Origin of the sequence: Fusicatenibacter saccharivorans (assembly GCF_015557635.1) — a bacterium.
In the GTDB taxonomy this organism is placed as follows: Bacteria; Bacillota; Clostridia; order Lachnospirales; family Lachnospiraceae; genus Fusicatenibacter; species Fusicatenibacter saccharivorans.
On the sequence record NZ_JADNOP010000003.1, the window covers coordinates 125,013 to 150,123 of the forward strand.

The 25,111-nt window shown below is 49.5% G+C and carries 20 protein-coding genes; all 20 read left to right on the top strand.

Features of this window, described 5'->3' with window-relative positions; translation table 11 throughout:
• Positions 1 to 20: 20 nt before the first annotated feature.
• The 20 genes from I2G42_RS03770 to I2G42_RS16950 all read left to right on the top strand — a co-directional run bounded on the left by I2G42_RS03770 (position 21) and on the right by I2G42_RS16950 (position 25,100).
• Entirely contained in the window at positions 21 to 2,318 is a 2,298-nt protein-coding gene (locus I2G42_RS03770; RefSeq protein WP_022461136.1) for a RelA/SpoT family protein, read from the top strand.
• A 15-nt stretch (positions 2,319 to 2,333) separates the two neighbouring features.
• Positions 2,334 to 2,957, top strand: coding sequence for an MBL fold metallo-hydrolase (locus I2G42_RS03775; RefSeq protein WP_055227612.1), 624 nt, complete (start codon positions 2,334 to 2,336; stop codon positions 2,955 to 2,957).
• On the top strand, positions 2,929 to 4,428 hold the full coding sequence (gene hemZ / locus I2G42_RS03780; RefSeq protein WP_055227610.1) for a coproporphyrinogen dehydrogenase HemZ: 1,500 nt from the start codon (positions 2,929 to 2,931) through the stop codon (positions 4,426 to 4,428). The genes I2G42_RS03775 and hemZ overlap by 29 nt, the downstream gene beginning before the upstream one ends.
• Positions 4,425 to 5,105, top strand: a complete 681-nt coding sequence (locus I2G42_RS03785; protein WP_070103204.1) for an HD-GYP domain-containing protein — start codon at positions 4,425 to 4,427, stop codon at positions 5,103 to 5,105. Before hemZ ends, I2G42_RS03785 begins: the two co-directional genes overlap by 4 nt.
• A complete protein-coding gene (hisS, locus tag I2G42_RS03790) occupies positions 5,038 to 6,294 on the top strand; it encodes a histidine--tRNA ligase (protein ID WP_055227609.1) in 1,257 nt (418 codons plus the stop codon). Before I2G42_RS03785 ends, hisS begins: the two co-directional genes overlap by 68 nt.
• A 92-nt stretch (positions 6,295 to 6,386) precedes the next feature.
• Entirely contained in the window at positions 6,387 to 8,195 is a 1,809-nt protein-coding gene (aspS, locus tag I2G42_RS03795) for an aspartate--tRNA ligase (protein ID WP_055227607.1), read from the top strand.
• A gap of 223 nt (positions 8,196 to 8,418) precedes the next feature.
• Positions 8,419 to 8,682 (top strand): hypothetical protein, encoded by a 264-nt coding sequence (locus I2G42_RS03800; RefSeq protein ID WP_022461142.1) that lies wholly within the window; start codon positions 8,419 to 8,421, stop codon positions 8,680 to 8,682.
• Positions 8,683 to 8,904: 222 nt separating this feature from the next.
• Positions 8,905 to 10,359, top strand: coding sequence for an efflux RND transporter periplasmic adaptor subunit (locus tag I2G42_RS03805; RefSeq protein ID WP_055227605.1), 1,455 nt, complete (start codon positions 8,905 to 8,907; stop codon positions 10,357 to 10,359).
• The gene (locus tag I2G42_RS03810) at positions 10,356 to 11,039 is read left to right on the top strand and encodes an ABC transporter ATP-binding protein (RefSeq protein ID WP_022461144.1); all 684 of its coding nucleotides are present in this window, start codon (positions 10,356 to 10,358) and stop codon (positions 11,037 to 11,039) included. The genes I2G42_RS03805 and I2G42_RS03810 overlap by 4 nt, the downstream gene beginning before the upstream one ends.
• Positions 11,036 to 13,450 carry a biotin/lipoyl-binding protein gene (locus I2G42_RS03815; RefSeq protein WP_055227603.1) on the top strand — a complete coding sequence of 805 codons (2,415 nt, stop codon included), beginning with the start codon at positions 11,036 to 11,038 and terminating at the stop codon, positions 13,448 to 13,450. The genes I2G42_RS03810 and I2G42_RS03815 overlap by 4 nt, the downstream gene beginning before the upstream one ends.
• 11 nt (positions 13,451 to 13,461) lie before the next feature.
• Positions 13,462 to 14,712, top strand: coding sequence for an ABC transporter permease (locus tag I2G42_RS03820; RefSeq protein ID WP_055227601.1), 1,251 nt, complete (start codon positions 13,462 to 13,464; stop codon positions 14,710 to 14,712).
• Positions 14,713 to 14,987: 275 nt separating this feature from the next.
• Entirely contained in the window at positions 14,988 to 15,455 is a 468-nt protein-coding gene (locus I2G42_RS03825; protein WP_022461147.1) for a CBS domain-containing protein, read from the top strand.
• A 22-nt stretch (positions 15,456 to 15,477) separates the two neighbouring features.
• Positions 15,478 to 17,244 carry an arginine--tRNA ligase gene (gene argS, locus I2G42_RS03830; protein WP_055227599.1) on the top strand — a complete coding sequence of 589 codons (1,767 nt, stop codon included), beginning with the start codon at positions 15,478 to 15,480 and terminating at the stop codon, positions 17,242 to 17,244.
• A gap of 338 nt (positions 17,245 to 17,582) precedes the next feature.
• On the top strand, positions 17,583 to 19,040 hold the full coding sequence (locus I2G42_RS03835) for a serine/threonine protein kinase (protein ID WP_243277140.1): 1,458 nt from the start codon (positions 17,583 to 17,585) through the stop codon (positions 19,038 to 19,040).
• Positions 19,037 to 20,482 carry a prolipoprotein diacylglyceryl transferase gene (locus tag I2G42_RS03840; protein WP_055227594.1) on the top strand — a complete coding sequence of 482 codons (1,446 nt, stop codon included), beginning with the start codon at positions 19,037 to 19,039 and terminating at the stop codon, positions 20,480 to 20,482. Before I2G42_RS03835 ends, I2G42_RS03840 begins: the two co-directional genes overlap by 4 nt.
• 90 nt (positions 20,483 to 20,572) lie before the next feature.
• A complete protein-coding gene (locus I2G42_RS16650; protein ID WP_070103203.1) occupies positions 20,573 to 22,207 on the top strand; it encodes an HAD hydrolase-like protein in 1,635 nt (544 codons plus the stop codon).
• A 340-nt stretch (positions 22,208 to 22,547) separates the two neighbouring features.
• Positions 22,548 to 23,279, top strand: a complete 732-nt coding sequence (gene rpsB / locus I2G42_RS03850; RefSeq protein WP_022461152.1) for a 30S ribosomal protein S2 — start codon at positions 22,548 to 22,550, stop codon at positions 23,277 to 23,279.
• Between the two features lie 120 nt (positions 23,280 to 23,399).
• Positions 23,400 to 24,338 carry a translation elongation factor Ts gene (gene tsf / locus I2G42_RS03855; protein WP_055227593.1) on the top strand — a complete coding sequence of 313 codons (939 nt, stop codon included), beginning with the start codon at positions 23,400 to 23,402 and terminating at the stop codon, positions 24,336 to 24,338.
• A 171-nt stretch (positions 24,339 to 24,509) separates the two neighbouring features.
• Positions 24,510 to 24,773 carry a hypothetical protein gene (locus I2G42_RS16945; RefSeq protein ID WP_055227591.1) on the top strand — a complete coding sequence of 88 codons (264 nt, stop codon included), beginning with the start codon at positions 24,510 to 24,512 and terminating at the stop codon, positions 24,771 to 24,773.
• A 108-nt stretch (positions 24,774 to 24,881) separates the two neighbouring features.
• Entirely contained in the window at positions 24,882 to 25,100 is a 219-nt protein-coding gene (locus tag I2G42_RS16950; protein ID WP_330378092.1) for a hypothetical protein, read from the top strand.
• Positions 25,101 to 25,111 lie beyond the last annotated feature (11 nt).

Genomic DNA, 25,111 nt, shown 5'->3' on the forward strand with positions numbered 1-25,111 from the left:
CATGAGAGCGGAGGATACATATGGAAGAAGAGAAAAGAATCAGTGAAGAAGAATTAAAGAAGGATGTGGCGGCGGCAGAAGCCAGAATCCGCAAGACGGACGATTTTACAAGTCCGGAGGAATTATACGGGGAATTGATCGCTTCTGTGAAAAAATATCATCCATCGGACGATATTTCCCTGATCGAAAAAGCATACCGCGTGGCAGCGGATGCACATAAGGACCAGAAAAGAAAGAGCGGGGAACCGTACATCATCCATCCGCTCTGTGTGGCAATTATCCTGGCAGATCTGGAGCTCGACAAGGAGTCGATCGCGGCAGGCCTTCTGCACGACGTTGTCGAAGATACCGTCATGACCGAAGAGGAGCTGACCGAGGAGTTCGGCCCGGAGGTGTCCCTGATTGTAAGCGGTGTCACGAAGCTGGCACAGCTGAAATATTCTGCGGATAAGGTCGAGGAGCAGGCAGAAAACCTGAGAAAGATGTTCCTTGCGATGGCAAAGGATATCCGTGTTATTCTGGTAAAACTGGCGGACCGTCTGCACAACATGCGGACTGCACAGTACTGGTCGCCGGAGACGCAGAAGAAAAAAGCGCGTGAGACGATGGATATTTATGCCCCGATCGCACAGCGCCTCGGTATTTCCAAGATCAAGGTCGAACTCGATGACCTTTCTCTGAAATATCTGGAGCCGGATGCGTACTATGAACTGGTGCAGAAGGTCAGCATGAAGCGGGAGCAGCGGCAGGAGTTTGTCGATGCGATCGTAAAAGAGGTGACCCGTCATATCCACCAGGCCGGCATTGAGGCAGATGTCAACGGACGAATCAAGCACTTTTTCAGCATCTACAAAAAGATGGTCAACCAGCATAAGACGCTGGATCAGATCTATGACCTCTTTGCGGTCCGCATCATCGTGGAATCCGTCAAAGACTGCTATGCAGCGCTCGGTGTCATCCATGAAATGTACACGCCGATCCCGGGCCGTTTCAAAGATTACATTGCGATGCCGAAGCCAAACCGTTACCAGTCCCTGCATACAACCCTGATCGGACCGAACGGACAGCCGTTTGAGATTCAGATCCGTACTTATGAGATGCACCGGATTGCAGAATACGGTATCGCTGCACACTGGAAATACAAAGAGGCCTCCGACGGCAAGAAACCGGGACCGGAGCAGGAAGAGGAAAAACTGACCTGGCTGCGCCAGATTCTGGAGTGGCAGCAGGACATGGCGGACAACCATGAGTTCATGAACCTCTTAAAGAGCGATCTCGACCTGTTTGCCGACAATGTTTACTGTTTCAGCCCGGCGGGCGATGTCAAAACGCTTCCGGTCGGCTCCTGTGCCATCGACTTTGCTTATTCCGTCCACAGTGCGGTCGGCAACAAGATGGTCGGAGCGAGGGTCAACGGAAAACTCGTGCCGATCGAGACGGAACTTCACAACGGAGACCGCGTCGAGATCATCACCTCGCAGAACTCCAAGGGACCGAGCCGCGACTGGCTGAAAATTGCGAAGAGTTCCCAGGCAAAGAGCCGCATCAACCAGTGGTTCCGCCAGCAGAACAAGACGGACAACATCGTCAAAGGCAAGGAAATGCTCACCAGCTATGCAAAGCTGAAGGGCAAAAACCTTGGAATCTATACGAAACCGATGTACGAAGAGGCTGTCATGAGAAAGTACGGCTTCCGCGACTGGGATTCCGTTCTTGCGGCCATCGGCCACGGCGGCTTAAAAGAGGGCCAGGTCCTCAACAAGCTGATTGAGACGTACGAAAAGCAACATAAAAAAGAGATCACCGACGAGCAGGTGCTCGAGGCGGCATCCGGAGAGAAAGTTCTGCCGGTTGGAAAGAGCAAGGGCGGCATCGTCGTGCGCGGTATCCACGATGTGGCAGTTCGCTTCTCAAAATGCTGCAATCCGATCCCGGGCGATGAGATCGTGGGCTTTGTCACAAGAGGACGCGGCGTGACCATTCACCGCACCGACTGTGTCAATGTCCTGAATCTGCCGGAATCTGAGCGGGCGCGCCTCATTGATGCTGAATGGCAGGCAGAGGACAACGGCGGCTCTCTCTATACCGTGGAGATCAGCGTTTACGCAAACAACCGTACCGGTCTTCTGGTGGATATCTCCAAGATCTTTACCGAGCGGAAGATCGACCTTGCGGCGATGAACGTGAGAACGAGCAAGCAGGGAACGGCTTCCATCGATGTGACGTTCGACGTGCACAACAACGAAGAGCTGAACAGCATCATCGAGAAGGTACGCCAGGTGGAGAGCGTGATCGATATTCAGAGATCGAGAGGATAAAAAGGAGAAAAGCGTATGATAAAGGTAAATTACCGGGCACTTGGAATGCTCTCGACAAACTGCTACGTTGTGGAAAATCCGGACAGCCAGAAGGTGCTGATCGTGGACCCGGGCGATTCGCCGCTGGAGATTGAACGCCAGATCGACGAGATCGACGGCGACCCGGAGGCCATTCTGCTGACCCATGGCCATTTCGACCATATGCTGGCAGCGGATGCACTGCGGAAAAAGTACCATATCCCGGTCTATGTCCATGAAAAAGAGCAGCACCTGCTGGGGGATCCAAAGAAAAATCTTTCCGGGCTCTGGAGCAAACCGTACACGATGCAGGCGGACAAAACCGTAAAAGAGGGCGATGTGCTGCATCTCGCAGACTTTGAAATCCACGTTCTTGCGACACCGGGGCACACGGCAGGCGGTGTCTGCTACTATATTCCGGCAGAGAAAGCACTTTTTTCCGGTGATACGCTGTTCTGCGAGTCCTACGGAAGATACGACTTCCCGACATCCTCCGGCAGAGAGCTGATCGCGTCGGCCAAGCGCCTGTTAAAAGAGCTTCCCGGGGATGTGACCGTGTATCCGGGCCACAACGATGAAACTACGATTGAACATGAAAAGAGGTACAATCCCCTTGCTTAATATCAGCCTTTGTTTTAACAGAAAAGATTTTGAATACGATGTGTATTCCCTGATCAAGGCATTCTATCCGGGCTGTGAGATTACCTCATGGTACGAAGAGGATGGGGCGCCGGACGGGGAATTTGCATATTATGATAAGATCCTGTACGCGGCAGACCAGATCTGCTTTTCCATAGAAAATGAGAAGCACGAAGAGCTTTCTGCCGCGTGTGAGGCGGTGGAATATGAAAAAGACCGCCACGAAACGAAAAATGTCCTGAAACGGATGGTCTATCGCACGCTCTCGAAAGTGAGCGGAAAAGAACTTCCGTGGGGCGACCTTACCGGCATCCGTCCGACGAAAATTCCGATGAAGATGCTGGAAGAGGGCAAAACAAATGTAGAGATTGCGAAATACATGCGCGAGACCTACTACACCAGCCCGGAAAAGACGGCACTTGCAATCACGATTGCCAACCGGGAAAAGGACATTTTAAAGACGATCGACTACGAACACGGTTACAGCCTGTACATCGGCATCCCGTTCTGTCCGAGCATCTGCCTGTACTGTTCCTTCGGCTCCCATGTGTTAAGCCGCTGGGAGCATATGGTAGATCCGTATCTCGATGCACTGATCAAAGAACTGATCTTTATCAGTGAGAACATGAAGGATTACACCCTTGATACGATCTACATCGGAGGCGGTACGCCGACCACGCTGAATGCGGCACAGATGGAGCGCCTGCTCACGAAAGTGACAGAGCTCTTCCCGATGGAGCAGGTGCAGGAGTTCACCGTGGAGGCAGGACGGCCGGATACGATCAATGAGGAGGTCTTAAAAGCCATCCGCAAATTCCCGGTCACCCGTATTTCGATCAATCCACAGACCATGAACCAGGAAACGCTGGATCTGATCGGACGCCACCATACCGTGGAGGAGATCGAGGAGAAGTTCCGTATGGCGCGTTCCCTTGGATTTGACAACATCAACATGGATCTGATCGTCGGTCTGCCGGGCGAGGACAAGGAAAAAGTGGCGCATACGTTGGAAAAAGTGGAAGCGCTGAATCCGGATTCCCTGACCGTCCATTCCCTTGCGTTAAAGCGTGCAACGAGACTCAACCTGTTCAAAGACAAATATCAGGAAATCTCGTTTGAAAACTCTGCCGAGATCATGAAAATGACGATGGACAGCGCACACCGCATGGAGATGGGACCGTATTACATGTACCGCCAGAAAAATATGGCGGGTAACTTTGAGAATGTCGGCTACTCCCGCGAAGGAAAAGCAGGTATCTACAACATCCTCATTATGGAGGAAAAACAGTCCATTCTGGCCGCGGGAGCCGGAGCGTCCACGAAATTCGTGTTTGAACACGGAGAGCGCATTGAGCGGGTGGAGAACGTGAAGGATCTGAAAAACTACGTGGAGCGTATCGATGAAATGATCGAGAGAAAACGTATCGGAATGGAGAAGTATCTGCCAAAATGAAAGAAAATTCCAGTCAGCAGCTTCACATGCTGCGCTATACCCTGACCGAGCAGCTCATCCATGGCATGGAAGTGAGCAATTTAGCTTACGATCTTGCGCGGGAACTTGGGTATGAGAAAGAAATCTGCTATGAGCTTGCAAAAGCGGGCGTTCTCCACGATATCGGAAAGATTGTACTGGAGAATTACGTAGAAGAACAGGATACACTCGTCGTCGAGGAGATGCGCTTTGTGCGGACCCATTCCACACTGGGCTATGAACTCCTGCAGGGACGCGGCTACTCCGATTTTGTGCTGGAGAGTATTCTGTATCACCATGAAAATTATGACGGAACCGGGTATCCGGCCAATCTGGCGGGAGAAAAGATTCCGTTTGGGGCGCGTATCTTACGCATCTGTGATGTGTACTGCGCGCTGACCTCCGACCGCCCGTACCGGAGTGCGTTTACGCGGAAACAGGCGATGGAGCTTATGACAGAAGAAGTCAAAAATTTCGATCTGAAAATGTTCCTGGCATTTCAGAGAGTGATCCACAGCGGCAGCCGGAAAGCGATCGAGCTTTCTGATGTCGATGAATTGATCCGGGAAATCATAAAGGAGAAAACAGAAAATGGCATTAAAAAAGAAACCGGTTACCGGAATGAAAGATATTTTACCGAAAGAAATGGCAATCCGTGACTATGTGATCCGTCTGATCAAGGAAACTTACGGAACCTTCGGCTTTACCTCCATGGAGACCCCATGCGTGGAGCACATCGAAAACCTGAACAGCAAACAGGGCGGCGAGAATGAGAAACTGATTTTCAAGATCTTAAAAAGAGGAGAGAAGCTGAAACTCGAGACCGCTGAGAAAGAAAACGATCTCGTAGACAGCGGCCTGCGTTATGACCTGACCGTTCCGCTCTGCCGTTACTATTCCAACAACGCAAACGAGCTTCCGTCCCCGTTCAAAGCACTTCAGATGGGAAATGTATGGCGTGCAGACCGTCCGCAGAGAGGAAGATACCGCCAGTTCATGCAGTGCGATATCGATATCCTCGGCGAGCCGACCAACCTTGCAGAGATTGAGCTGATCCTTGCTACCACCACACTGCTTGGAAAACTGGACTTCAAGAACTTTACGATCCGTATCAATGACCGCCGCATCTTAAAAGCAATGGCAGCCTACAGCGGATTCCCGGAGGAGTCCTATGACACCGTATTTATTATCCTCGATAAGATGGATAAAATCGGTTTTGAGGGCGTTGCCAAAGAGCTCGAGGAAGCCGGCTTTGCAAAAGAGTCCGTAGAGAAATACCTGAAAATGTTCGAGGAGATCACCCCGGATACCGCAGGCGTAGAGTATTGCCGTGAGAAACTCGAGGGATTCCTTGACAAAGAGTACGCAGACGGCCTGAAGACCATCATCGACAGTGTCAATGCCGTGAAGACCGCAGAATTCAAGATCGCTTTCGATCCGACTCTGGTGCGCGGAATGTCCTACTACACAGGACCGATCTTCGAGATCGCTATGGATGAGTACGGCGGATCTGTCGGAGGCGGCGGACGCTACGATGAAATGATCGGAAAATTCACCGGAAACCAGACCTGCGCATGCGGATTCTCCATCGGATTTGAGCGTATCGTTATGCTGCTGCTCGAGAGAGATTACCAGATTCCGGGTGCTCAGAAGAAAAAAGCATATCTGATTGAGAAAAACATGCCGGCAGAAGGAATGCAGAAGATCATTCAGCAGGCGACAAAAGAGAGAAGTGAAGGCACGGCCATCAACATCGCCGTGATGAAGAAGAACAAGAAATTCCAGAAAGAGCAGCTTGCCAGCGAGGGCTACACTGAGATCGAAGAATTTTTTGTTGACAAAATGTAAGGAATATCCAATAATAGTAATCGCATGAAAAAACGATGTGCTGCGGATGCAGATTCTTTGTGTCCGCAGTTCCAAATAGGAGGAACAAGAAAATGGCTGAATCCATGAAAGGCCTGAAGAGAACCTGCCGCTGTGCGGAAGTCACAAAAGCAGATATCGGAAAAAAAGTAACCCTGATGGGCTGGGTACAGAAGAGCCGTAATAAAGGCGGAATTATTTTCGTCGATCTGCGCGACAGAAGCGGTATTATGCAGATCATCTTTGAGAACGGCCCGATCAGTGAGGAAGGTTTTGAGAAAGCAGCAAAACTGCGCAGCGAGTTCGTCATTGCCGTAGAAGGTGAAGTTATGGCCCGCTCCGGTGCTGTCAATGAAAATCTGGCAACAGGAGAGCTCGAAGTAAAGGCTGAGTCCTTACGCATTCTTTCCGAGGCAGAAACCCCGCCGTTCCCGATCGAGGAGGATTCCAAGACGAGAGAAGAGCTCCGTCTGAAATACCGTTACCTGGATCTGCGCCGCCCGGACATCCAGAGAAACCTGATCATGAGAAGCAAAGTGGCAATGCTCACCCGTGAGTTCATGTCCAAAGAAGGCTTCCTTGAGATCGAAACCCCGATGCTGACGAAATCCACACCGGAAGGCGCCAGAGATTACTTGGTACCGAGCCGTGTTCATCCAGGCAGCTTCTACGCACTGCCGCAGTCTCCGCAGCTGTTCAAACAGCTTCTGATGTGCTCCGGCTATGACCGTTATATCCAGATCGTAAAATGTTTCCGTGACGAGGACCTGCGTGCCGACCGTCAGCCGGAGTTCACCCAGATCGATATGGAGCTTGCTTTCGTTGATGTAGACGATGTTATCGATGTCAATGAGAGACTGCTGGCACACCTGTTCAAAGAGGTGCTCGGCGTTGAGGTACAGCTCCCGATCCAGAGAATGACCTGGAAAGAGGCTATGAACCGTTTCGGTTCCGACAAACCGGACCTGCGTTTCGGTATGGAGCTGGTTGATGTTTCCGAGACCGTAAAAGATACCGAGTTTGTTGTATTTAAGGGCGCGCTTGAAAACGGCGGTTCTGTCCGCGGTATTAACGCAAAGGGACAGGGCGCAATGCCGAGAAAGAAAATCGACAAGCTCGTTGAGTTTGCGAAAGGTTACGGTGCAAAAGGTCTTGCATACATTGCAATCCATGAGGATGGAAGCTGGAAATCTTCCTTCTCCAAATTTATGACAGAGGAGCAGATGGAAGCCCTCATCAAAGCCATGGACGGACAGGCTGGAGACCTTCTTCTCTTCGCAGCAGACCGCAACAAGATTGTTTGGAACGTTCTTGGCGCACTTCGTCTGGAACTGGCAGAGCAGATGGGACTGCTCGACAAGAACGAGTACCGTTTCGTATGGATTACCGAGTTCCCGCTTCTGGAGTGGTCCGATGAGGAGAACCGTTTCACCGCAATGCATCACCCGTTCACCATGCCGATGGACGAGGATCTGCCGCTTCTGGACACCGATCCGGGCGCAGTTCGTGCAAAAGCTTACGATATCGTCCTGAACGGCACTGAGATCGGAGGAGGAAGCGTTCGTATTCACCAGAACGATGTGCAGGAGAAGATGTTTGAGATGCTTGGTTTCACAAAGGAACAGGCACATGAGCGATTTGGTTTCCTTCTGGATGCTTTCAAATACGGAGTTCCGCCTCACGCCGGACTGGCTTACGGACTGGACCGTCTCGTTATGCTGATGGCAAAAGAGGACAGCATCCGCGACGTCATCGCATTCCCGAAGGTAAAAGATGCTTCCTGTCTGATGACCGAGGCTCCGTCACCGGTTGACGCAGTACAGCTGGAAGAGCTTGGTCTTGAGGTTGAGCCGCAGGCTGAGGAAGAGACAATAGAAGAGTAAAGAAAATTTTGTAATTTACAGGACAGACAATTTTGCAGAAGTGCAGCGTTGTCTGTCCTTTTTTAGGTTTCACTCGATCGGTGTAAAGAAAAACTTAAGAAATTCTTCCACGTCTTCCCCGTTGTTTTGCTGGAAAAAAGTGCTACAATATGGTTTGTAAGAAAGATACGGAAACATCCACAGCAAGTGGAACACATAGAGAAAAAGACAAGGAGGGATCACGATGTTAGTTACATTAGTCATGCTGGCAACCTGTTTTGGTCTGCTCTGCGGAATTGGAATTTTATTTGGGATCGTCGGACTGCTGCTGAAATTTGGAGGAAAAGTCCTCGGCGCATGCGCCACTATTCTTCTCCCGATCGGCGTGATCTGGCTTGGATTTAAAATCGTGTTCGCCGTCGTTCCGCTTCTGTTCAAACTGGTCTGTGCAGCGCTGATCTGTTATCTCGTATACCGCATTCTGCGGGAGATGAAACTTGTAGCATAAAAAATAAAATCTAACAGATTCGAAAGAAAACCTGCTTTCCGTCATAAACACGGAGGCAGGTTTTTAATGACAAAAACAAAAATCTATTTTCAGAAAAAGCCAGTATTTGCTAAAAAAAGAGTAAGGAAAAAGTAAGAAAACAAAAAACAAAATGTGATACGATAGAACTAACTTGGGAAAGCAGAAAATTAATTTGTAAAATAGAAAAGTGGGAGGAAGCATATGAAGAAAAAAGTAATCGCGATTGTGTGTGCAGTCGCAGTGCTTGCGGCAGCCGGAGGGGGAGTGACATGGCATTTCCTTGGAAACGGTACAAAAGAGGACGATAACGTCGTCTATGTCAATACTGTAAAAGCCCTGACCAATCTGGGAACCGGAAATGGAATGGAAAACCGCTATGCCGGTGTTGTGGAGTCGGAAAATACCTGGAAGGTAGAGAAAAACAGCGAGAAAAAGGTAAAGGAAGTTTATGTGGAAGTCGGTCAGGAGGTTCAGGTCGGAACACCGCTGTTCTCCTACGATACCGAGAAATTCCAGAGTGACCTCGAGCAGGCGCAGCTGGATCTGGAACGCATAAACAATGAACTTTCAAGTATGAATACCAATATCAACCAGCTTTACAAAGACAAAAAGCAGGCATCAAAAGACCAGCAGGCAAGCATCACACTGGAAATTCAGGAAGCGGAGCTGGATTTAAAGAAAAAAGAATATGAAGGAAAATCAAAACAGGCGGAGATTGATAAATTAAACGATAACATCACCAATGCGACCGTGATCAGCGAAATCGCCGGTGTTGTAAAATCAATCAACAACGATGACAGCAGCGCCGGCGCTTACTCCGGTGACAGCTCCGACAATTCCTTCCTGACCGTTCTTGCAACGGGAGATTTCCGTGTAAAAGGCCAGATCAATGAACAGAATATGAGCGACGGTTCGATTACCGAAGGAAGCCAGGTGATCGTACATTCTCGTGTAGATGAGAATCAGACCTGGACCGGAACCGTGACAAAGATTGATCGGGAAAATGCCCGGACAGGAAGCAATAACGTTTACAGCAGTTCAGGAGACAGTATGACGCAGTCAAGCAACTATCCGTTTTATGTACAGCTCGATGGAACAAATGGCCTGATGCTCGGTCAGCATGTTTACGTAGAGCCGGATATCGGTCAGCAGGAAGTCAAAACTGGAATCTGGCTGTCCGATTACTTTATCAACGATATCGACAGCAATCCTTATGTCTGGGCTGATGATGGAAATGGAAAACTGGAAAAACGAAGTGTAACCCTTGGAACACACGATGAAAATATGATGGAATATCAGATCACTGATGGTCTCAAAGAGGAGGATGCCATCACCTTCCCGGAGGATGGTCTGGAAGAGGGCATGAAGACCGTCGTCAGCACCGATGGTTCGCTGGGACAGAGCAATCCGGCCGGCGGCGAAGATGACGGAATGATGGATGACGGTATGCTTGACAACGACGATGGAATGGTCGACGACGGTATGACGCAGGATGAAAACGGCATGGTCGACAATACCATGGATGGCGCAGAGTACAGCGGTGAGGAAGATACGACGAACGTGATCGGCGGCGCCGACGGTGGTGAAGCTGGCGAGAACGACGCGGCAGACACACAGGAAGCCGGATCGGCGGAGGACGGGGAGGTGCAGCCGTGATTCTGGAATTAGAGAATATCTGTAAAGAATATATGCAGGGCAAAATCCCGGTTCCGGTTCTGAAAAACATCAACTTCTCCATGGAAGAAGGCGAGTACGTTGCGATCATGGGTCCTTCCGGTTCTGGAAAAACAACACTGATGAATATTGTCGGCTGCCTCGACCAGGCGACGAGCGGACGGCTGATCCTCGACGGACAGGACATCAGCAAATGCAGTGACAATCAGATGTCGGACATCCGCCTGCAGAAAATCGGCTTTGTCTTCCAGAACTTCCAACTCCTTGCAAGACAGAGCGCAATGGAAAATGTATGCCTGCCGTTGACGTACGCGGGCGTGCCGAAAAAAGAGAGAAGAGAGCGGGCAGCGATTGCCCTCGAGCGGGTGGGGCTCGGCGACCGTATGAGTTTCAAACCGACCCAGCTCTCCGGCGGACAGAAACAGCGTGTGGCGATTGCAAGAGCGATCGTCAACCATCCGAAAATTCTGCTGGCTGATGAGCCGACCGGAGCGCTCGACTCCCATTCCGGCGAACAGGTCATGGAGCTGTTCCAGAGCCTGAACGACGAGGGCGTCAGCATCTTGATGATTACGCATGACGCGGAGATCGCATCGATGGCACAGCGCACCGTGGAGATCCGCGACGGAATGATGAAATCGAAGGAGGTGGCCGAAACATGAAAAAAGGAAAAGCCGCAAAGAAAGCCGCGATTGCAGTTGTGACCGCAGTTGCCGTGGGCGGTGTCAGTGTCGGCGGTTATTACGGCATCCGCCAGGCGCAGAAGACGACCGTAAAAGTGTATCCGGTCAGTGACTTTACGAGTGGTTACTGGGGAGACAACATGAACATGGAAGGCCAGATCACCTCAACGGCTTCCCAGAACATCTATCTTTCCGACAGCCAGACCATTTCCCAGGTTCTCGTCAAAGAGGGCGATGTGGTAAATGCCGGAGACACGCTGATGACATACGATACCAGCATGATCGAGCTGGATCTGGAAACGCAGCAGTTACAGCTTGCACAGACAAAGCTGAAAATCCAGCAGAGTGAAAAAGAACTGGAAAAGCTGAAAAAGACAAAACCGGTATCGGATACCCCGCTGGATCCGGTGGAGCCGGATTTCCCGGAAGATCCCGATTTTCCGGATTTCCCGGATTTTCCAGATGAACCCATCGATCCGGATTTCCCGGACGAACCGATTCCGACCCCGGAACCGGAGCCGACGTACGAGGATGCTGTTCTGTACAGCAGTACGAATAAGCTTATATTTGGTTCCAAACCATACAAAGGAGAAGGAACGCAGGAAGACCCATACACCTATCTCTGCGCACCGGGAACAGTCCTGACAGGCGGATTCCTGAATCAGATGGCAGGATACGCGGATGAAAAGGGAACGAAAAAAGAAGAGGACAGCGAAGGATACTGGTTCCGCCTGGAGATTCATGAGGAAAACAAAGCCGCAGAGGCGCTGGAAACCGTGTGGGAGCAGGATGGAACGAAGATTGCGAAAGTATACGAGACTTCGTATGAAGCAGTCCTGAGTCTGAAAGAATCCGAGTCGGCGGATGCACCGGAAGTAAAAATTACCACGCCGCTTGCCAACACAGAGGTGGCAGAGGGCGGCGGGCTGAAGCTGAAAATCGGAATCAATGAGAAGAAAGATACCGAAGAGAAGCCGGATGAGAAAGCTGACGATAAAACGGATGATAAAACCGAGAGTCCGTCCGAGGACGATGTGACACAGCCGGGTGAAGCCGGAAATGGAAGCGGAGAGACAGACGATTCCACGGAAAACACCGAAACAGATGTCACTTACACATACGTCTGGAAACACAACGGAAAGACAATCGACGGAGATTTTAAGGATACTTACACAAAAGAAAACATCACAAAAGAGGATGCCGGAATCTATACAGTAGAAGTGACAGCGAAAAATGACAAGGGTACTTCCATGGCAGTCAGCACTGCAAATGTGGCGGTAAAAGAAGGAACGATTACCCCGACACCAAGTGTAACTCCGACCCCGGGCGTTACGCCGGGACCGAGTGTAACTCCAGAGCCGACCGTCAGCCCGGAACCAAGTACAACACCGATTCCGACCACAGAGCCGGTTCCAACAGAAACTCCGGTGCCGAGCGAGACCCCAGTTCCGACGGAAACGCCGACGCCGACCAAAGTCCCGGCAGAACCGGAAGCGGAACCGCAGAGTGAAAGTGCACCGGAAGCAGTGCAGACAACAGCAAAAACCGTATTCTACGGTGAAAAAGCATCGGTACAGTCCCTCTTTACATCATCCACAGGAAGCAGCGCCAACAACAATACTTCTTCCGGTGATGATACCCAGATGACCTACACAAAAGATGAGCTGAAAAAAGCCATCAGCGAAAAAGAGAGCCAGATCCGTGGTCTGAAGCTGGATCAGAAGGAAGAGGAACTCAAAGTCAAAAATACGCAGAAATCCCTGGATTCCCAGACCGTAAAAGCGACGATCAGCGGTGTGGTAAAGAAGGTTGGAAATGCAGAAAACCCGTCCAACGACGGAAGCGCCTTTATCCAGGTCAGCGGAAACGAAGGTCTGTACGTGCGCGGCTACTTAAGCGAGACGTATCTCGATCAGGTAAAAGTCGGCGACGAACTCAACGTGACTTCCTGGTCTTCGGGTGCTTTTGCAGCGGCAACCGTAACCGAGATTTCCCCGTACCCGACAACAAGCTACATGTCCTACAGCGAGACACCAGCCTCCTTCTACCCGTTCACAGCCGTTATCCCGGAGGGCGGAGAAGGTTTTGAAAACGGCGACTGGATCGAGATTGCAATCACTGTCGGAAACGATGTAGAAAACGGCAACGGCCTGTACGTCAGCAAAGAATTCATCCGCGAGGAGAACGGACAGAAATTCGTTTATATCCGGGATGAAAATGATAAATTAAAGAAACAGAATGTGGTAACCGGAAAACTTCTGTGGGGCAGCTATTACGAAGTGAAGAGCGGTCTTTCCGAAGAGGATTACATTGCATTCCCGTACGGCAAAACCGTGGTGGAAGGCGCAGACACGAAGGAATCCAGTTCATCGGATTATTACAACAGTTAAGGAGGCGCACCATGTTAGAAAATGTAAGACTTTCCTTTCAGGGAATCTGGTCACACAAAATGCGTTCCTTCCTGACGATGCTGGGTATTATCATCGGAATTGCGTCGATCATTTCGATTGTCTCCACGATCAAGGGAACGAATGAGCAGATCAAACAGAACCTGATCGGAGCCGGAAACAACAACGTGACCGTCAGCTTAAAGCAGGGCGACGGCAATTACTGGATGGACAACGGACTGCCAAGCGGCGTGTCGAAACTGTCCGATGACCAGAAAAAGCGGATCCGCGAGCAGGATCAGGCGGAAAATGCATCGTTTTACACCGAAAGAACGTATGTGAGCGGCATCGCAAAAGGAAACACAACACTGGACAGCGCGAAGGCGCTTGGCGTGGATGAAAATTATCTGTCGACGTGCGGCTATCAGATTTATCAGGGACGCGGCTTTGTGGAGAGCGATTTCTCGAAGATCCACAAAGTTGTCCTCCTCGACGATACCGCAGTGCTGACACTCTTCCCGGATGAGTCGCCGGTCGGCAAAACGATCGAGATCATGGGAGAGCCGTTCACGGTGATCGGCGTGATCAAAAAAGCCGATTCGTTCCAGCCGGTCATCAATTCCAGGGAGGACTACTATACGTACAATCAGGAATCCTATCCGCTGGTGCTGATGCCGGATGTCTGCTGGCCGATCGTATTCCAGTATGATGAGCCGGAAAATGCCGTTGTGATGGCAAAAACAACCGAGGATATGAGCACGGTGGGAAAGACAACAGCGGATATCATGAACGAATCCGTGACCAATACAACGGATTCTCTTTCCTATCAGGCAGAGGATCTGCTGGAGAAAGCAAAGAGTCTGCAGGAGTTAGGTCAGAGCACGAACCAGCAGCTGATCTGGATCGCGAGCATTTCGCTTCTGGTCGGCGGTATCGGTGTTATGAATATTATGCTGGTATCTGTAACGGAACGTACAAGCGAGATCGGCCTGAAAAAGGCGATCGGAGCAAGAAAACGCAGAATTCTGTTCCAGTTCCTGACCGAGGCGGCGGTGCTCACCAGCATCGGCGGACTGCTCGGCGTGCTGGGCGGCATTATCATGGCACAGGTGATTTCGAGGGTATCGCAGACGCCTGTGGCGATCAGTATTCCGGCAATCATTTTCTCCGTGGTCTTCTCCATGGTGATCGGTATCGTATTCGGACTGCTGCCGTCGGTAAAAGCAGCGAACCTGAATCCGATCGATGCGCTGCGAAGAGAATAGAACAAAAAAGAGTTGAAAAATCCGTGCGGGTACAGCGTAGGTGCTGGATCCGTGCGGATTTTTTGTGCGGCGTGTGCGGATGAAACTTAAGATCTTTACTTTTTGCGGAAAGTCGGTTATACTGGAAAATAAGCGCAATTTGCGGCGCAGCAAAGAGGCATTCGAGTTTCAGATTCGGTATGTTTATGAAAATATAAGAAAGATTCAAAGACATTTCACATTCGTTTATGGTATAATCAAACAAGAGTATGACCAACGAAAAGGAGTATACGCGAATGAATATTTTGTTTTTTATCACACCGAAAAGTGAAACGGCTTATCTGTATGACGACTGCTCACTTCGGCAGGCCATCGAGAAGATCGAATATCATAAATACACGGCGGTTCCGGTACTGAACAAAAAGGGCTGCTACGTGGGAACACTGACGGAAGGAGATCTGCTCCGCATCATAAAAGAACGGTATCTGCTGAATTACCATGAAGCAGAGGATATCCCGCTCTGGCAGGTTCCGAAACGGTGGAATTATGAGTCCGTCAACATCAACAGCAACATCGAGGACCTGATCGAGATGTCCATGCGGCAGAATTTCGTTCCAGTTGTGGATGACGAGGGAATCTTCATCGGCATCATCCGAAGAAGAGACATCATCCAGTACTGTTATCAGAAAAGCGGCATCAAAGAAGAGGAAGAAGCCCGGCGCAGCGCGCGGAAACAAAACGCAGAACAGATGATTCTGCAGTAAAGAAGAAAATGAGGGAAACATTATGAAAAAACTGATCGATCTTATCCAGGAAGAGCTGGTAAAAGCCTTTACCGCTGCGGAGATGGACCCGTCCTATGCAAGGGTTTCCGTTTCCAACCGCCCGGATCTGTGCGAATACCAGTGCAACGGCGCAATGGCAGCTGCAAAAGCATACCACAAAGCACCGATCCAGCTGGCTGAAGCAGTTGTAGAAAAAGTGACCGATCACAGCGTGATCGGTGAAATTGAAGCCGTAAAACCGGGATTTATCAACCTGAAAATCAACCCGGAATTTCTGGCAGATTATCTTTCCAAAATGCAGAACGATGAAGATCTTTCTGTAGAGAAAACAAAAAATCCGAAAACCATCATCGTAGATTACGGCGGAGCAAACGTGGCAAAACCGCTTCACGTCGGCCATCTCCGTTCCGCGATCATCGGCGAGAGCATCAAGCGTATGGGACGCTTCATGGGCCACAACATGATCGGTGACGTTCATCTTGGAGACTGGGGTCTGCAGATGGGACTGATCATCACCGAGCTGCAGGAGCGCCATCCGGAGCTTGTTTATTTTGATGAGTCCTTTACGGGAGAGTACCCGGAGGAAGCACCGTTTACGATCAGCGAACTCGAGGAGATTTATCCTTGCGCAAGCGGCAAATCGAAAGAGGACGAGGACTATAAGAAACGTGCACTCGAGGCAACGAGAGAGCTGCAGCAGGGCAGAAGAGGATATCGTGCGATCTGGAAACACATTATGAATGTTTCTGTTGCCGATCTGAAAAAGAACTATGGAAACCTCGACGTTCATTTCGATCTGTGGATGGGTGAGTCCGATGCACAGGAGTACATTCCGGACATGGTAGATTACCTGAAAGACAATGGTTATGCACATTATGACCAGGGCGCACTCGTTGTTGATGTCAAAGAAGAGACAGACACAAAAGAGATCCCGCCGTGCATGATCTTAAAATCCGATGGAGCAGCTCTGTATGATACGACAGACCTGGCAACCATCATCCAGCGTATGAAACTGTACAAGCCGGACGAGATCTGCTATCTGGCAGACAAACGTCAGGAGCTTCACTTCGTACAGTGTTTCCGCTGTGCAAGAAAAGCCAAACTGGTGAATGATGATACCGTTCTTTCCTTTATCGGATTTGGTACTATGAACGGAAAAGACGGAAAACCGTTCAAGACCCGTGAGGGCGGCGTTATGCGTCTGGAGCGTCTGATCGGCGAGATCAACGATGAGATGTATCAGAAGATCGTGGAGAACCGCAGCGTAAAAGATACGGATGCAAGAGGAACGGCACAGATTGTCGGACTGTCTGCTATTAAATACGGTGACCTGTCCAACCAGGCATCGAAAGATTATGTATTCGATGTTGAGAGATTCACTTCCTTCGAGGGAAACACCGGTCCGTACATCCTGTATACGATCGTTCGTACAAAATCCATCCTCGGAAAATATAAAGAAGAGGGAAATGAACTGAAGAAAGGCGCACTCCTGGCACCGAAGAGCGACAGCGAGAAAGCTCTGATGCTTTCCGTATCCCGTTTCAACGGCGTTGTGGAGAACGCATTCGAGGAGAAAGCACCGCATAAGATCTGTGCTTATATCTACGAGCTTGCAAACGAGTTCAACCACTTCTACCACGAGACCAAGATCTTAAGTGAGCAGGATGAGGCAAGAAAAGCATCTTACCTGGCACTGCTGGATCTCGTCCGCGAGGTACTCGAGACCTGCATCGACCTGCTGGGATTCTCGGCACCGGAACGGATGTAAAACGCCAGGGGATCAAACTTAAAAGTCCGACGCAATCTGGCGTTGCGCGGAGTCAAGAGGGAAAAAATAGATAAAAAACAGGCGATTTTTTTGGCAGCCGTCGGCTTCTGTAGTTCTTGCAGAAACGGCGGCTGTTGTGTTATACTTACATCACGATTTTTCATCCGCTTGGACATTCGTCCTGAAAAATCGATTCTATATTACTCTATCGAAGAGCCATTCGGCTCAATTTATATCCATGTACAAAAACAGAATATCGGACTGACAAACGCTTTGACGTAAAAAGAGGAGGCGGGATCATTGGAAAAGTAGAACTTCCGGGAGGGAAGTATCGCCTGCTGTCAGTGCTCGGAAGAGGGGCAACGTCTGTCGTTTATCTTGCAGAAAAAACTGGATCCGGAAAGCGGTATGCAGTCAAGGTAAGTATATGTGACAGGGAAAAACTGCGCCGGGAGGCGTTTCTTTTACAGAAGTTTTCATATCCCGGGATTCCCTGTGCGGTGGAACTTCTGGAAAGTGGGACAAAAAGCTTTCTGGTGATGGAAGCTGTAAACGGAAAATCTATCGGACAGCGTATGCGTAAGGGAGAACGGTTTTCCAGCCGGGGAATTCTGAAAACGGGAATTGCCCTGAGCGGGATTCTCTGTTATCTCCATGCACAGAACCCGCCGGTTTTCTACCGGGATCTGAAGCCGGACAACGTGATGATAACAGAGCGTGGTGAAATATACCTTGTGGATTTCGGTGCAGCCGGAACAGAAGAAACGGGTGTGGAAGTCCGTTATGGAACCCGCGGTTATGCAGCGCCGGAGCAGTATGACGGGAAGTGTGACGCCCGTTCTGATCTTTATGCACTCGGCGCACTGCTTGCGGCAATGGCGAAGCATGCGAAAAAGCGGCAGAAAAGAGGACTCTGGCGGGTGCTGGAAAAGTGTATGCAGAAAAAGCCGGAGGAGCGGTATGCGTCTGCCGGAGAGGTCAAAAAGGCACTGCGGCGGCTGGAAAGAAAGCAAAAAGGCAGGAAGACTCTGCGGATCTTTGCAGTTTTTGCTTTTCTGACAGGAGGAGCGGCTGCAGCTGCCAGCAGGATGCCATGGGGGCAGTTTCCGGCGGCAGACGAATGGGAGGAGCAGGGCGATCTCTGGTTCTGCGGAAATCCGGTGGAAGAAGGCAGTCTGCCGAACTACCGGAAAGCGCGGGAAGCGTTCTTAAAGGCAGACCATCTCAGTCAGGCGGGACGTGTGGAGCAGGAACTTGTGGAATACTGTCTGGCGGATGATGCGGCAAGGGAAAAAATGCAGATGGAGCCACTGCTGGCTGAATTTTATGATGACACGCAGCAGGAGCCGGAAAAAGAAAAACGCTGCCGCAGATATCTTGCTGTTGCAGGAATGTATTTCAGTTTTTCTGAAGAACTGGCGCGTGAAAATGACACAGACGCCATGCGGAAAGGAATCGAAGTGCTGGAAAAGGCCGCAGGCGAGAATATGGAGGGGCAGTGGGAGAACGTCATCTGGCAGAGACTGGCGGATGCGTGCTATCTTGGCGGAAAATCCGGGGATGGGGAAAGAGAACAGGACTGGTGCCAGGAGAGCTTTCTCTATTACGAACGGCTTCTGTGCAGCAGACAGGATGGAAACCGGCGGAAAAATCTGCTCAGGGCCGCAGAGCTGGCACTGCAGTTCGACATGCAGGAAAAAGCAGAACAGTACCTCAACGAGGCAGCAGAAATTCCGGGAATGGAGGAGGACATTTTTTATCAGCAGATCAGAAAAAGATGGGAGGAAGCAGGATGAGAAAAAAGACCATATGCGCAATGATGACAGGATTCCTGGCCATCCAGGGAATCGAAGTCCACGCGGAGACACAGCAGGCGACAGGCGAGGCCGCAAGTGCGGTGGAAAGCGTGGAATTAGAAGCTGAAATCACCGAGAACAGTGATGTGACAGATGCAGACGGGAAAGCCGGACCGGAGAAACAGCTGCCGGACGAAAAGTCAGAAGAAGAACCGCCTATAGAAGAGAAACCAGAGCAGGAACCAGAGCCGCCGGAAGAGAAAACAGATCCGGCAGAGACCGGAAAGAAAGAGACAGAAGGAGAAGAAAAAATGCTTCCCCCGACGGTAATTCCGGATCCGGAGAAAGAACCAGCGGAAAGGTGGGAAGAAGAGGAGGAAGAAATTTCGGAAGATTCAGAATCGGGGAAGCCAGAAGAATTACCGGAGGCAGGAGATATGGGTTCCGGGGAATCGGAATCAGAGGAAGGATGTGAAGAAACAGATACAAAAGAATCAGAGACAGAAGAGTCAGATTCGGAGAGAACGGATTTTGGAGAAATGGACACAGAAAAACCAGATTATGAAGATACAGGTTCAGAAAAATCCGGAACGGAAAATTTGATGCCAGAAGATCCGGAACCGGAAAAGCCTGATATGGAAGAAACGAAGCAGGAATCTCCGTCAACCGAAAAAGAGTCAGAAAATCAAACCTCGGAAACAAAAGCACCAGAAAAAGAGGAGCCTACCGTAATGCCAGATGCCGGAAAGTCAAACACAGAAAAGCAGGAACAAACGGAGCCCGGGCAATCGTCTCCGGAGAAAGAAGAACTCAAAACAGACGAACAGCTGCCCGTTGCTGCAGCCACGCCCGAGGAGGTGACCCAAGATCCAGATGATATTCCGCTACAAACAGAAGAAAGCAGTCCTCCGCCTGCCGAAACTCCATCTGAGAGTGCCGGGGAGGAGCCATCTCAAATACCGCCGCAGATCATCGCCGATTTCATATTATCACAGATAGCAGACGAAGATTTCGAAGCGCCGATCCCCCTGATTATCCGCCCGGCCGACACCAGCGTCGAAATAGATCCCGGTTATACCCCGGAAATTCTGCTCGAGGGAGCCGCCGACACGGCTGAAATTCTTTCCTGCATGGTAAATGGCTCCGAAGCCGAATACGAATGGAAAGAAAACAAAATCTGTCTGAAAGCCGAGAGCCTTTCCGAAGGCTACAACCGCATCACTGTAAAAGTGCGTGGCGCAGACGGCATTGTACGAACCATGAAACCGTGGGAAGTCAACGTGAAACCAAAAACTTCCACACTTGTCAGCCAAAGAACCAGCCAGAAACCAAAAGGAACCCGCCTCTTGCAGTCCTTAAGGCGCCTCTGGAACCTGATTCGTGCCATTGCCGAAATTCAGAATCAGACCACCCGCTATCTGCGTGCACTCTGCAGAAAATAGCCTGATCCGGTTTTGTTTGTATTTCTAATTTCGATATGCTAGAATAAAAGACATGTCATACGATAAAAAAGTAAAAGAGGAAATAAGAGTATGTCAGATATGATATTATTTGATCTGGACGGAACCCTGACCGATTCCGGTCCTGGAATTACAAGATGCGTACAGTATGCGCTGGCATCCTTTGGCATCGAAGAGCCGGATCTGGAAAAACTGAACTGTTACGTGGGGCCGCCGCTTCTGGAATCTTTCATGAATTTTGCAGGCCTTGGCTGCGAAGAAGCACAGCAGGCCATCACAAAATACCGGGAGCGGTACGAGGCAGAGGGCATTTTTGAAAATGAAGTATACGGGGGAATCCCGGAGGTTCTGGCGTATCTGAAAGAGAAGGGAAAAATTCTGGCGGTAGCATCGTCCAAACCGGAAAAATACGTGGAGCAGATCCTGGAGCATTTCGAAATCAGAAAGTATTTTACCGTAGTAACCGGTTCAGAAATGAACGAAACCAGAACCGACAAAGGAGAAGTCATCGCAGAGACGCTGCGCCGACTCGGAGCAGAAGACAGCCGTTCCGACGTGGTGATGGTTGGTGACAGAAGCTATGACGTAATCGGGGCAAGAGAAAACGGACTGCTCTGTGTCGGCGTATCGTATGGTTACGGCGGAAGAGAAGAACTCGAGGCAGCAGGTGCCGCAAAGGTATGTGATACACCGGAAGAACTGAAACTGCTGGCGGAGGATCCGAAAGAAGAGAAGAAAAGACGCGACCGCATCAAAAAAATGAAGCCGGAGCGTATCCCGTGGCTGACAAGAGGAGAAAGTGGAACAGGAATCTTTGCGCCGAAAGAGAAAAAAGCAGAGAATATAAAAGAAAAAAGGACAGCGAAAACAGAGCCAAAAACGGAGGAAATCGTAATTCCTATCCAGCGGAAGCTATGGCGTCTTTTAAAACCGCTTCTGACGTACGAACTGTTTCTGATCGGAGCAACCGTACTTCTGGCGCTGATCCTGATGACGTTTACGACCGGCGGTTATCTGGAAGAGCGTATGCACGCGACATCCGTTCTTGCATCAGCAATCGGCAGTCTGGCGGCGATCCCGGTTCTCTGGAAACAGTACAAAAAAGATGAAGGCATGTTCCCGAAACCGGAAAAACGGTGGAGTGCTACAGAGGCAGCCGCCTGTATTCTGTTGGTTATGACCTTCGGCCATCTCCTGAACACTGTCATGAACGTGACCGGCTTTACCAGAATCTTTTCCGGCTATCAGGACATGGCATCAAAGATTTATGAAGGACAGAACCCGCTGCTTCTGATCCTGTCCGTCGGTGTGCTGAGCGCGGCCGCAGAGGAAATTGTTTTCCGCGGCATGATTTACCGCAGGGCAAAAGATTTCTGGGGAACCGGCTGGGGCATCGCAGCATCATGTCTGCTGTTCGGTGCATATCACGGCAATGTGACGCAGTTTGTCTATGCAGCCGTGGTAAGTGTGCTTCTGATCCTTATTTATGAGCGGTGTGGAACACTCCTTGCCCCGGTTCTTGCGCACATGGCAGAAAATATCTGGGGACTTTACCGGAGCCAGTTTATATCCTGGATGACAGAAAAAGCGCCGGCAGGAGCATGGATGTTCATCTTTTTCGAAGCCGTAATCTGCGCCGGAACGTTCTGGTATCTGTTTTTAACACCAGTAGACAAGAAGTCCCCCGCTTCTAAAGTGGAGGGATGAATTGTTAAAAGAAACATAACGGCAGTGGCGGGCGGAGAGAAATCGGTATCCTCCACTGACATGAGGCAGGTCATAGTCGAACTATTTTCGACATGTCAGACTCCGTGAAAATACCGACTGTGAGTTGAAACAAAGGATAAACAGGGAAAAACGCCAAAATAACGGAAAAAAACCACAGAATTCGCGAAAAAAATGCTTGTCATGAAAAAAACTCTGTGATACAATCTTACTGTTGCACAATAAGCACCCATGCGGTACCAAGGATGGTGCCTGTTTTTTGAAAAACAGGTTCCAAGGTGAAAAAACATGGGGAAGAATAAAACCATAAGGAGATAAAACAATGAGCGTAATTTCAATGAAACAGTTACTGGAAGCCGGTGTTCATTTCGGACATCAGACAAGAAGATGGAATCCTAAAATGGCTCCGTACATCTACACAGAGCGTAATGGTATCTACATCATCGACCTGCAGAAATCTGTAGGAATGGTAGATGACGCATACAAAGCTGTTGCAGACATCGCAGCAGACGGCGGCACAATCCTTTTCGTAGGAACCAAAAAACAGGCTCAGGACGCTATCGCTGTTGAGGCAGAGCGCTGCGGAATGTACTATGTAAACGAGAGATGGCTCGGCGGTATGCTGACCAACTTCAAAACCATCCAGAGCCGTATTGCAAGACTGAAAGCAATCGAGACCATGGAGCAGGATGGCACCTTCGAAGTTCTTCCGAAAAAAGAAGTCATTGAGTTAAAGAAAGAGCTTGCAAAACTGCAGAAAAACCTTGGCGGTATCAAAGAAATGAAGAGACTGCCGGACGCTATCTTCGTAGTAGATCCGAAAAAAGAGAGAATCTGCGTACAGGAAGCTCATACACTGGGAATTCCGCTGATCGGTATCTGCGATACCAACTGCGATCCGGAAGAGCTTGACTATGTAATTCCGGGTAATGACGACGCTATCCGTGCCGTAAAACTGATCGTTTCCAAAATGGCAGACGCAGTTATCGAGGCAAAACAGGGCGAGGCTGAGGAAGCTGCATACGAAGAAGCAGCAGAGACAGACGCTGAATAATTTACGCGAAGTAATGAACTGGGGGGAACTTGAAATTCAGGTTCCCTTCGGCGAATCTCACAATAGCAGATCGGCATGAAGATGCAGTCTGCTGAATCACGTATACGGAGGAATAAAACAATGGCTATTACAGCAGCAATGGTAAAAGAGTTAAGAGAAGTAAGCGGTGCTGGTATGATGGACTGCAAGAAAGCTCTTACAGCTACCGAAGGTGATATGGACAAAGCAATGGAGTTCCTGAGAGAAAAAGGACTTGCTACTGCTCAGAAAAAAGCTGGCAGAATCGCAGCTGAGGGTATCGTTATGCTGAACGTATCCGAGGATGGAAAGAAAGCTGTCGCTGTAGAAGTAAACGCTGAGACAGACTTCGTTGCAAAGAACGAGAAATTCCGTGGCTATGTAGCACAGGTTGCAGAGCAGGCTATGGATACAACTGCAGCAGACGTAGAAGGATTCCTGGCAGAGCCTTGGAAATTCGATACCAACGAGACCGTTGGCGAAGAGCTGGCTCATCAGATCGCTACCATCGGCGAGAACATGAACATCCGTCGTTTCCAGCAGGTAAAAGAGGAGAACGGTTTCGTTGCTTCTTATACTCATATGGGCGGTAAAATCGGTGTTCTGGTTGACGTTGAGACAGACGTTGTAAACGACGACCTCAAAGAGATGGCTAAAAACGTTGCAATGCAGATTGCAGCTCTTCGTCCGCAGTACACAAGCCGCGACGAAGTAAGCGCAGACTACATCGCACATGAGAAAGAAATCCTCATGGCTCAGATCCAGAACGACCCGAAAGAGTCCCAGAAACCGGAAAAAGTTATCCAGGGAATGATCCAGGGCCGTATCAACAAAGAGCTCAAAGAGATCTGCCTGCTTGACCAGGTATACGTAAAAGCAGAAGACGGAAAACAGTCCGTAGCTCAGTACGTAGCACAGGTTGCTAAAGCAAACAACGCAACTGTAGCAGTAAAAGGCTTCGTTCGTTTCGAGACCGGTGAAGGAATCGAGAAGAAAGAAGAGAACTTCGCTGAGGAAGTTGCTAAACAGATGAATGCATAATTCAACTGTAAGTTTACAAAAATAATATAAGAATATAGAGCCCTCATAAATAGTGCAGATAATACACGATTTATGAGGGTTTTTAGATTGTCTGAAATTATAATACTGCAATTTTTGCAATACACACAACAATCCTGCCAATTGGGTTTTGAAGGAAGTTACCTTATAATCATGACGAAAGAAACAGCTATATCGTTTGAAACCAGAGGATTCTGGAAAATTTTATGGAATGAGGTAATGGACATGGAATGCAGAAAATATGATCTGCTTACGCTGGGTGAGGTGCTTTTGCGGCTTTCGCCTCCGGCAAATGAAAGAATGATATTGGGCGTCTGGCAAGAAATGAAATTCACGGACAGTTTCCGGAAGAAATGTTTACTTCTGCCAGATGCTTTCACACCTGCGGAATTACATTGGCACTGGATGAAAAAGTGAGAGAAACAGCAGTTACTCTCATGAGAAAATTTAAAGAGCATGGAACGCTGATTTCTTTTGACGTAAAATTCAGAGGAAATTTATGGTCGGTATGAAAACATTGAAGTGGTGGACAGGATTGAAAGCGGAGATGCCTATATTGCAGATGCTTTGTATGGAATTTTGAAATATCCAGAAGATCTGTCACAGGCAGTATCTATCGGAAACGCAGTAAGCGCCCTGAAGAATACCGTCCCCGGAGATTTTCCGGCAATGGATCTCTCCGAGATTCGTGAACTGATTCAGGAACATAAAGCGAATGGTCCGGTAATGGAGATGAAACGTTAAAAATTTAGATA